This window comes from Dellaglioa sp. CoH-56-MRSF-12, from assembly GCF_056782075.1.
In genome coordinates, this window is record NZ_JBXAYD010000114.1 from 1 (window position 1) to 261 (window position 261).

Consider the following 261-nt stretch of genomic DNA (forward strand, 5'->3'; position numbering starts at 1 on the left):
GCAGATGCTCCGCGCCGAGCAGGAAGAACTCCCCGAAGCGCTCCCCCGCGGTCTGCCCGGTGGAGAACGACGGGTGCTGCGCGTCGAGCGCGGCACTGCCGTCCTTGTCGTCGATCGCGTACGTGACGATGGTCTTGGTGCCCGTGACGTAGCCCTCGGCGTCGGGGAACAGCCCGCTGCGCACCTCGTGACCGGAGCCTTCCGGACAGGCGTGGTCGAGCACGAGGGTGGCGTACGGCACCCCGTCGCGCTCGTGCACGG

1 protein-coding gene is annotated in these 261 nt (G+C 70.9%); it reads right to left on the minus strand.

The window, feature by feature from the left end:
• A partial coding sequence (locus AC1RPY_RS07975) for a hypothetical protein (protein ID WP_481763149.1) occupies positions 1-261 on the minus strand: 261 nt, incomplete at both ends.